Genomic DNA, 8,234 nt, shown 5'->3' with positions numbered 1-8,234 from the left:
GGCCCGCCGCGAGCACCGCCCACGCCGGGAACCGGCGGGCGGCGAGCCCCGCGAACGGCCACCGCGAGCACCAGCGCGGGCAGGGCGAGGCCGGTGGCGCGCAGCAGCTCGGCGACCTGCGCGTCGGCGAGGCCGAGGGCGGCCGCGGCGTCCGGGACGACGTCCGCGGTGGCGTCGGGCACGGCCAGCACGCTCGCGGGGACCGCGGCGACGACGGCCAGCACGGCCGTGAGCGACGCGACCCGTTCGCGTGGCGCGGGGATGGATTGTGCGGGCAGGGACACGCCTCCTCCTCGGAGTCGTCATCCGCCGCGCATGATTTCCCGAAAGAGAAAGATGTCGGAATTGGGGGGTGAAGTGTCCGGGGAATTCGGCGGAAAGGAACGATGCCGTCCCGCAGAATTTAGCGTGCCGCGGCGCTCTGCGCCTTGCGTCCCAGCCAAATCGCCGTCGCCCACAGCGCCCCGAAAATGGCGCCGAGCCCGAACATCGCCGGCACCATGAACCCGGTCGCGATGATGACGACCTGGAGTGCGCTGCCCACCGCGACCGCCCACGGGAACCGCAGCAGCCCGGTCACCACCAGGCAGATCACCGCGAGCCCGCCGCACACCCACGCGGCCGTCGCGCCCGGCACGTCCATCACCGCGACCGCCACCGGGGCGGCCAGCCCGATGATCAGCGCCTCGCACGTCAGTACCGCGGACAGCAAACTCCGCACCGGATTTTTCGGCCGTCCGGAACTCTGTCGCGTTTCGCCCGAAACTTCGTCCGCCATGACGCTCAACGGCCCTCCCCCACGCGCAGCAGCGTTCTCGCGTCGCCGGCCGTCACCACCGAACCGGTGATGAGCACCCCGGCGCCCCGGTACTCCCCGGTCTCCTCCGCCAGCCCGATCGCCCGGTCGATGGCGTCGTCCAGGCGCTCCACGACGTGCACCCGCTCGGACCCGAACACGCTCTCGGCCTCCTCGCCCAGCTCGTCCGGCGGCAGCGAGCGCGCCGACGAGTTCCGGGTGACCACCAGCTCGGCCAGGACCGGCTCCAGCTGGTCGAGGACGCCCTGGACGTCCTTGTCCTCGGCGATCGCGAGCACCCCGACCAACCGGGTGAACCCGAACGCCTCGGTGATCGTCTGGACGGTCGCCGCCATCCCCGCCGGGTTGTGCGCGGCGTCCAGCAGCACCGTCGGCCCGGTCCGCGCGACCTCCAGCCGTCCCGGCGAGGCCGCCTTGGCGAACCCGCTGCGCACCAGCGCCGGATCGAGCTGCCCCTCGGACCCGCCCGTGTACGGCTCGCCCGCCGCGATCCGCGTGGCCGCCTCCAGGTTCGGCTCCCCCCGCGTCGGCGCGCCGCTCGCGAACGCCTCCACCGCCGCCAGCGCCACCGCCGCGTTGCTCGCCTGGTGCTCCCCGAACAGCGGCAGGAAGATCTCGTCGTACACCCCGTGCAGCCCCTGGACGCGCACCTGCTGGCCGCCGACCGCGATGTCGCGGCTCAGCATCCCGAACTCGATGCCCTCCCGGGCCGCCGTCGCGCCCGTCTCCACCACCCGGCGCAGCAGCACCTCGGCCGCCTCCACCGGCTGCTGGGCCACCACCGCCACCGCGCCCGGCTTGACGATCCCCGCCTTCTCCCCCGCGATCTCCTCCAGCGTGTCGCCGAGGTACCGGGTGTGGTCGAGCCCGACCGGGGTGAGGACCGCGACCGTCCCGTCCGCGACGTTCGTCGCGTCCCAGCGTCCGCCCATCCCGACCTCGACGATCGCGACGTCCACCGGGGCGTCCGCGAACGCCGCGAACGCCATCGCCGTCAGGACCTCGAAGAACGACAGCCGCACCCCGTGCTTCTCGTCGATCATCCCGACGTACGGCAGCACGTCCCGCAGCACCTCGACGAACCGCTCCTCGGAGATCGGCTCCCCGTCGATCGCGATCCGCTCCCGCAGCGTCGTCAGCTCGGGACTGGTGTAGAGCCCGGTCCGCAGCCCCCGCTCGCGCAGCAGCGCCTCGACGAGCCGCGCGGTGCTGGACTTCCCGTTCGTCCCGGCGATGTGGATCACCGGATACGCGCGCTGCGGCTCACCGAGAACGTCCACCAGATCCCGGACGCGGTCGAGCGTGGGATCGATGTCCCACTCCACGCCGCGGTGCGGATCTCCCGCACTGCGTCCCCGTAGTCGAGCGGCTCGGCTGGCTGGCTCACGATGCTCCTGGCTGTGACGGAAGGCGACATCCCGAGCCTATCCGCCGCCCGCCGCACTCCCGCCCCGCCCCGCGCCGACGCCGCCTGCGCCGGACGGACGGGCGTCGCGGAGGATGGGAGGCATGGACGCGGACGCGGTGTTCTTTCGGGAGTGGGAGGGGCGCGCTCCAGGTGAGCGGCGGAGCCTGGCGCGCGCGCGGGCGCTGGGAGAGGCGCTGGGTGTGCTGCCGCCGGACGTGCCGGTGCTGACGGTCGTCGGATCGAAGGGCAAGGGCACGGCGGCGGTGTACGCGTCGGCGTACCTGGCGGCGGCCGGGCTGCGGGTCTGCACGGTGACCGGCCCCGGACTGCGCTCGAACCGCGACCGGATCCGCATCGACGGCCGCGCGATCACCCCCGCCGAACTCGCCGCGCTGGCCGGGGAACTGGAGCGGGCCATCGCCGAACTGCCCGAACGCCGCTCCCCCGACTCCACGACCGCGTCGCCGAAGACCCCGGGCTCAAAGCCCGCCGGGCCCGTGGCGAGCGAACTTGCGGACGGGTACTTGTCGCCCGCCGGGTTGTTCATGCTCGCGGGGCTGGTCCGGGCGCGGGGTGCGGGCGCGGACGCGATCGTGCTCGAAGCCGGGATGGGCGGACGGTCCGACGAGGTGAGCCTCGTGCGGACGGACGTCGCGGCGATCACGCCCGTCTTCCTGGAGCACGCGGGGGTCCTCGGAGACACCCCGGCGGAGATCGCGCGGGAGAAGCGGGGCGTCGCGGGGCCGGGCACCCGGGTGGTGTCGGCGCCGCAGGCGCCCGAGGTGGCCGGTGTCCTCGAACCGGCCGAGTTCGTGCCGTCCGGCGGCGCCGGCGTCCCGCCGGACGTCCTGCCGTCCGGGCTCGGGCGGGCGAGCGCCGAACTGGGGGTCGTCCTCGGCCCGGCGCTGCTCGGACGGGACGCGCCCGCGCCGCCGCGCGCGAAGTGCTGGCGTCGATCGTCCTGCCGGGCCGCCTGTCGGCGCACCCCGTGCCGGGACGGGACGCGGAGGTGCTCGTGGACTCCGCCATCGACGGGACGGGCGTCCGGGCGGCGCTCGCGGCGGCCCGGGAGCGGTGGGGCGGCGTCGACCACGTCCTGGTGTGCCTGCCGGACCACAAGGACCTGGACGGTGCGGTGGCCGCGCTGGACGGGCTCGCGGTGACGTTCGTCCGGCTGCCGCTCGCGCACCTGCGGTTCACCCGGCCGCTCCCCCGCGACTGGCGGGTCATCGACTCGGGCCGGCCGACGCCGGGGATGATCGCCGCGCTCGGCCGCCGCGTGCTCGTGCTCGGCACCGTCTACTTCACGGGCCGGGTCCTCGACGCGGTGGACGCCCCCACCGAGCGGCTGTTCGTCAGCGCTTCCGCTCGACGTCCTTGCGGATCCGGAGCATGATCGCGTCCATCATCGCGTAGCGGGGCTGCTGCGAGGCGACGTTCGACGCGACGATCCCGTAGGAGTCGCCCGTCGCCCACGCGCAGTAGGTGTGGACGGTGCCGAGCACGGCGAACGTCCCGCAGGCGGCCTTGCCGCCCGCCTGCCCGGGGTTGGCGTTCTGCCCGGTGATGAACGTCGTCGGGCGGATCTTCCGCAGGAACGCGGCCGGGTCCTTGACCTGTCCCGTCCCGCCCACGAACAACATGTCGACCACCCCGCTCCGGCGTTCGTTGTAGACGGCGGCGCCCTGGTCGGCGGGCGGGATCCCGCCCGCGTCGACGCCGCCCATCACGAACGGGTACGTGACGGCGACCTGGGGCGGCAGCGTGTCCTTGCGCAGGCCCCCGGCGGTCGCGCCCGCGACGATCGTGCGGGTGGACTCGAACGCCGTGGCCGTCCGGGCCTGCCCGCGCGAGGTCTGGCCGGTCGCGTCGCCGGAGCGCAGCAGCAGCACCCCGGCCACCAGGACCACGAGCAGGACGGCCCCGCGCCCGCGCCGAGCACAGCCCGGTGCCGCGGCGGCTGGGGGACGTCCGGGACGGGCGGGAGCGGCCCGGTCCCGTTCGGCATCCGGTGCGGCCCGGTGCCGTTCGGCGGCATCCGGTGCGGGCCCGTCCCGTTGGGCAGGGCGGGTGCCGCGACGACCCGTACCACGTAGTCGTGCAGCGGCGGCGCGACGTGCAGGCGGCGGGCGAAGTCGATCATGCGGGCGAGGTCGTCGCGGCCCATGACGGCGGGGAGCCGGTCGAGCATCGCGCCGGTCGGGGCGCCCGCGAGCATCGCGACCTCCGCCCGGTGGTCGGGGTACCCAATCGAGATCCGCATGAGGAAACGGTCGAGCTGCGCCTCCGGCAGGGGGTAGGTGCCGTCCATGTCGACGGGGTTCTGGGTCGCGACGACCATGAACGGGCGCGGCACCGGATGCGGGCGTCCCTCGACCGTGACGCGCCGCTCCTCCATGACCTCCAGCAGCGCCGACTGCGTCTTCGGCGACCCCCGGTTGATCTCGTCGGCGACCGCGATGTTCGCGAAGATCGGCCCCGGGTGGAACTCGAACGCGTTGTTGCCCTGGTTGAAGATCGACACGCCGGTGATGTCGCTGGGCAGCAGGTCGGGCGTGAACTGGATCCGGGTCCACTCCGCCTCGACCGACGCCGAGATCGCCCGCGCCAGCGTCGTCTTGCCCACGCCCGGCACGTCCTCGACCAGCAGGTGCCCCTCGGCGAGCAGGCACGTCAGCGCCAGCTCCACCCGGTCCCGCTTGCCGCGCACGACCCGCTCGATGTTCCCCGCCAGGGCGGCGAACATCTGCGCGAAGCGTCCCGCCAGCGCGTCCGGATCGACCCCGCCGTTCTCCGTCATCCCCGTGTTCTCCCGCTCCCGTGCGCACCGATCGTCCGGTCACCCGCCGGACATTTCGTGACTCGGACGTCGGCGCCCCGCCAACGGTTGCCTTTCGCTCCCGTCTCGCCGCCGAATCCGAGCGACACGACCGTCCGGCATCTCCCGGGATGCGGAACCGAACGCGAACAATGTCCGCGACGTCCTACTGTGGGGGATCGCGACGAGGAATCCGGGGTGGACGTGGAGAACGCAAGCATCGCCGACCTGTGGGACCGGGTGACGGGCACGCAGCCGGACCCGCCGTGGTGGCTGGTCGCGCTCGTCGGCGCGGTGGCGCTCGGGACGGTGCTGCACGGCCCCGCCTGGCGGGTCGCGCGCAACACGGTGACGATCGCGCACGAGGGCGGGCACGCGCTCGCCGCGCTGGTCACCGGGCGGAAGCTGGACGGCATCAAGCTGCATTCCGACACGTCCGGCGTGACCGTGTCGCGGGGCAAGCCGCACGGGCCCGGGATGGTGTTCACGGCGTTCGCAGGCTACGTCTCGCCGCCCCTGCTCGGGCTCCTGTTCGCGCTGCTGCTGGCGGCCGGGCGGATCACGCTGATGCTGTGGTTCACGCTGGCGCTGCTCGCCGCGATGCTCATCATGATCCGCAACGCCTACGGTGTGCTGTCGGTGGTCGGGACGGGCGCGCTGGTGTTCGTCGTGTCGTGGTTCGGGTCGGCCGAGGTCCAGGCCGGGTTCGCCTACCTGGCCGCGTGGTTCCTGCTGCTGGCGGCGACCCGCCCGGTGATCGAACTGCAGCGGATGCGGTCGCGGCGGATGGCGCCGTCCTCGGACGCCGACCAGCTCGCGCACCTGACCGGCGTCCCCGGCGCGGCGTGGGTGACGCTGTTCGGCGCCGTGTCGCTGGTCGCGCTCGTCGTGGGCGGGGCGCTGCTCGTCCCGTCCGACCTGTCCCTGCCCGACCTGCCCGAGCTGCCGGGATCCTGACGGTCTCGCCCCGCGTTTGCCGAGGCGGGCGGCGGTTCGTAGGGTGAGCGCGAACCGCACCGTCTCCTGAACGGGAACGCACCCATGGCCTCCGGCAGCCTCGCCCGCACCGCCCGCGGGGCCGTGCGCGGCGCCGCCGCCGAACGGCCGCTGCCCGTGCGGGTGCTGGTGCTCGTCCTGCTGCTGCTCGCCGTCGCGGCGTCCGTCTGCCTGAAGCCGGTGCACGGCGCGGCCGCCGACGCCGCCCCGCCGGTGTCCGGAGCCCGCGTCGTGCAGGCGTCCGCCACCGCCTCGGCGAACGCACCGGACGCACCGGACGACGACCGGTACTGCTCGAAGCAGAAGACCACCCAGGGGCAGAACGCCCCGAACGTCGCGCACGAGGCGCCGTCGACGCTCGTCCCCGCGACCCTCGCGCCGCCGCCGAACGTCCCGGCGGCCGAGCCCGTCCGGTACGAGAACGGGCCGTCGCCGCCCGAACCCAGGCACATCCTGCTCTCCGTACTGCGGATCTAGAGCCGCGCGCCGCTCCGCGCGCGGCCCGTCGGTCGTCCCCGCGACGGCCGCACGGACCGTCACCGGTCAGTCACCGGCCCGTCCCGCCGCCCGGCCCCGCCGGACGCGCGCACCGGCCGCGATCCCGCATCACCTCTCGTTCGAGGAGCAGCATCGTGCCCAGGAACACCTCTCCCTCTTCCGGCCCGAACCGGAAGATCACCATCACCGCCGCGGCCGTCCTGATCGGCGCGCTCGTCTTCGGCGTGGTCTCCATGCTCGGCGGCGGCGACGGCCGGACGCCTGGTGGCGCGCCGTCCTCGGCGTCCCCGCCGGCCGCCCGGCAGGACGGGCCGGGACGTCGCGCGGCGCACGCCGACGATCCGCGCGCCGGATCGGACGCGCGGACGCGCCGGTCGTCCTGGTCGAGTACTCCGACTTCCAGTGCCCGTTCTGCGGGAAGTTCGCCCGCGACGTCCGTCCGAAGCTGATGCGGTACGTCGAGGACGGCGACCTGCGGATCGAGTGGCGCGACTTCCCGATCTTCGGCGCGGAATCGGAGGCCGCCGCCCGCGCCGGGTACGCGGCGGGCCTCCAGGGCAGGTTCTGGGAGTTCCACGACGTCGCCTACGCCGAGGAGCGCGAGCGCAACCGCGGCGAGTTCGCCGCCGACCGGCTCGTCGAGATGGCCCGCGCGGCGGGCGTCCCCGACCTCGACCGGTTCCGCGTCGACATGACCCTCGACCCGGCCGTCGAGGCGCTGCGGCGCGACCGGTCCGAAGGCTACGACCTGGGCGTCCCCAGCACCCCGGCGTTCCTGATCAACGGGAAGCCGCTGCTGGGCGCGCAGCCGCTCCAGGTGTTCGAGAACGAGATCCGCGCGGCGCTGCGCGCGACCGGCGGAGCGCGGCGATGACCCCCGACATCGGCATGACCGCCGCGTTCCTCGGCGGCCTGCTGGCGCTGCTCAGCCCGTGCAGCGCCCTGCTGCTCCCGGCCTTCTTCGCGTACGCGTTCGGCGGCACGTCCCGGCTGGTCGGGCGCACCCTGGTGTTCTACGCGGGGCTGTGCACCACGCTGGTGCCGCTCGGCGTGGCCGGGTCGTTCGCGGGCCGGCTGTTCTACGGGCACCGCGACGTCCTCGTCGCCGTGGGCGGCTGGACGGTCATCGCGCTCGGCGTCGCGCAGATCGCCGGGTTCGGCTTCGCGTTCCGCCGCGTCCAGGACACGGCGGCGCGGATCAAGCCCGGTTCGTCCGGGTCGGTGTACGCGCTCGGCGCCCTCTACGGGCTGGCCGGGTTCTGCGCGGGGCCCGTGCTGGGCAGCGTCCTGACGGTCTCCGCGATGAGCGGCTCCCCCCTGTACGGGGGCGTCCTGCTGGCGGTGTACGCGCTGGGCATGGCGCTGCCGATGTTCGTCCTCGCCTTCTTCTGGGACCGGTTCGGGCTCGGCCGCAGGCGGTGGCTGCGCGGCCGGGCGTTCCGGGCGGGACGGCTGGAGCTGCACACCAACTCGCTGGTGTCCGGTGCGTTCTTCATCGTGCTCGGGGCGCTGTTCCTGCTGTTCGACGGCACCTCCGCGCTGCCCGCGGCGCTCGACGTGGACGCCGAGTACGCGGCGCAGCGCTGGGTGCAGGACGTCGCCGGGCGCGTCTCCGACGGCACGGTGATCGCCGTCGTCGCGGGCGTCGCGGCGGCGGGCGTCCAGGTCGCGCAGTACGTCGGGCGCGGCGTGCGGGC

The 8,234-nt window shown here is 74.4% G+C and carries 12 protein-coding genes; 7 read left to right on the top strand and 5 right to left on the bottom strand.

The annotated features are described in order from the left end of the window. The 3 genes from BJF79_RS26640 to BJF79_RS26630 form a co-directional block, all read right to left on the bottom strand. The coding region (locus tag BJF79_RS26640; protein WP_262402620.1) for a hypothetical protein at positions 1-284 on the bottom strand (284 nt) is incomplete at its 3' end. A gap of 119 nt (positions 285-403) precedes the next feature. Then, positions 404-721, bottom strand: a complete 318-nt coding sequence (locus BJF79_RS26635; RefSeq protein ID WP_262402619.1) for a DUF4233 domain-containing protein — start codon at positions 719-721, stop codon at positions 404-406. 62 nt (positions 722-783) lie between these two features. Continuing rightward, positions 784-2,142 (bottom strand): bifunctional folylpolyglutamate synthase/dihydrofolate synthase, encoded by a 1,359-nt coding sequence (locus BJF79_RS26630; protein WP_075901447.1) that lies wholly within the window; start codon positions 2,140-2,142, stop codon positions 784-786. Between the two features lie 184 nt (positions 2,143-2,326). On the opposite strand from BJF79_RS26630, the gene BJF79_RS26625 reads away from it, so the two are divergent. Together BJF79_RS26625 and BJF79_RS65805 are read left to right on the top strand one after the other, a co-directional pair. Next, on the top strand, positions 2,327-3,388 hold the full coding sequence (locus tag BJF79_RS26625; protein WP_316043438.1) for a hypothetical protein: 1,062 nt from the start codon (positions 2,327-2,329) through the stop codon (positions 3,386-3,388). Continuing rightward, the gene (locus tag BJF79_RS65805; protein ID WP_316043437.1) at positions 3,361-3,621 is read left to right on the top strand and encodes a hypothetical protein; all 261 of its coding nucleotides are present in this window, start codon (positions 3,361-3,363) and stop codon (positions 3,619-3,621) included. Before BJF79_RS26625 ends, BJF79_RS65805 begins: the two co-directional genes overlap by 28 nt. Here the strand turns inward: BJF79_RS65805 and BJF79_RS53775 are convergent. Both BJF79_RS53775 and BJF79_RS26620 read right to left on the bottom strand, forming a co-directional pair. Next, complete coding sequence (locus BJF79_RS53775; RefSeq protein WP_143220186.1) at positions 3,581-3,955, bottom strand: hypothetical protein; 375 nt, start codon at positions 3,953-3,955, stop codon at positions 3,581-3,583. The two genes, BJF79_RS65805 and BJF79_RS53775, sit on opposite strands and share 41 nt — an antisense overlap. Further along, positions 3,952-5,025: an AAA family ATPase gene (locus BJF79_RS26620; protein WP_075901445.1), complete on the bottom strand. Its 1,074-nt coding sequence runs from the start codon at positions 5,023-5,025 to the stop codon at positions 3,952-3,954. Before BJF79_RS26620 ends, BJF79_RS53775 begins: the two co-directional genes overlap by 4 nt. A gap of 222 nt (positions 5,026-5,247) precedes the next feature. Here BJF79_RS26620 and BJF79_RS26615 point away from each other — a divergent pair, with 222 nt between their 5' ends. From BJF79_RS26615 to BJF79_RS26600, 5 genes are all read left to right on the top strand, one after another. Then, on the top strand, positions 5,248-6,000 hold the full coding sequence (locus BJF79_RS26615) for a M50 family metallopeptidase (protein ID WP_075901451.1): 753 nt from the start codon (positions 5,248-5,250) through the stop codon (positions 5,998-6,000). A gap of 84 nt (positions 6,001-6,084) precedes the next feature. Further along, on the top strand, positions 6,085-6,516 hold the full coding sequence (locus BJF79_RS26610) for a hypothetical protein (RefSeq protein WP_075901443.1): 432 nt from the start codon (positions 6,085-6,087) through the stop codon (positions 6,514-6,516). 155 nt (positions 6,517-6,671) lie between these two features. Then, positions 6,672-6,986: a hypothetical protein gene (locus tag BJF79_RS61740; RefSeq protein WP_262402617.1), complete on the top strand. Its 315-nt coding sequence runs from the start codon at positions 6,672-6,674 to the stop codon at positions 6,984-6,986. Continuing rightward, on the top strand, positions 6,890-7,411 hold the full coding sequence (locus BJF79_RS61735; RefSeq protein ID WP_316043439.1) for a DsbA family protein: 522 nt from the start codon (positions 6,890-6,892) through the stop codon (positions 7,409-7,411). Before BJF79_RS61740 ends, BJF79_RS61735 begins: the two co-directional genes overlap by 97 nt. After that, on the top strand, positions 7,408-8,234 hold an 827-nt coding region (locus BJF79_RS26600; protein WP_143220184.1), incomplete at its 3' end, for a cytochrome c biogenesis CcdA family protein. The genes BJF79_RS61735 and BJF79_RS26600, both read left to right, overlap by 4 nt.

It is taken from the genome of Actinomadura sp. CNU-125, from assembly GCF_001942465.1.
GTDB lineage: Bacteria > Actinomycetota > Actinomycetes > Streptosporangiales > Streptosporangiaceae > Spirillospora.
This window is presented reverse-complemented; position numbering and strand designations above follow the sequence as displayed.

Bases quoted from the DNA above. Each gene is read 5' to 3' on its own strand.
- BJF79_RS26610 (WP_075901443.1), top strand. From the start codon at position 6,085: ATGGCCTCCGGCAGCCTCGCCCGCACCGCCCGCGGGGCCGTGCGCGGC.
- BJF79_RS26625 (WP_316043438.1), top strand. From the start codon at position 2,327: ATGGACGCGGACGCGGTGTTCTTTCGGGAGTGGGAGGGGCGCGCTCCA.
- BJF79_RS26620 (WP_075901445.1), bottom strand. From the start codon at position 5,025: ATGACGGAGAACGGCGGGGTCGATCCGGACGCGCTGGCGGGACGCTTC.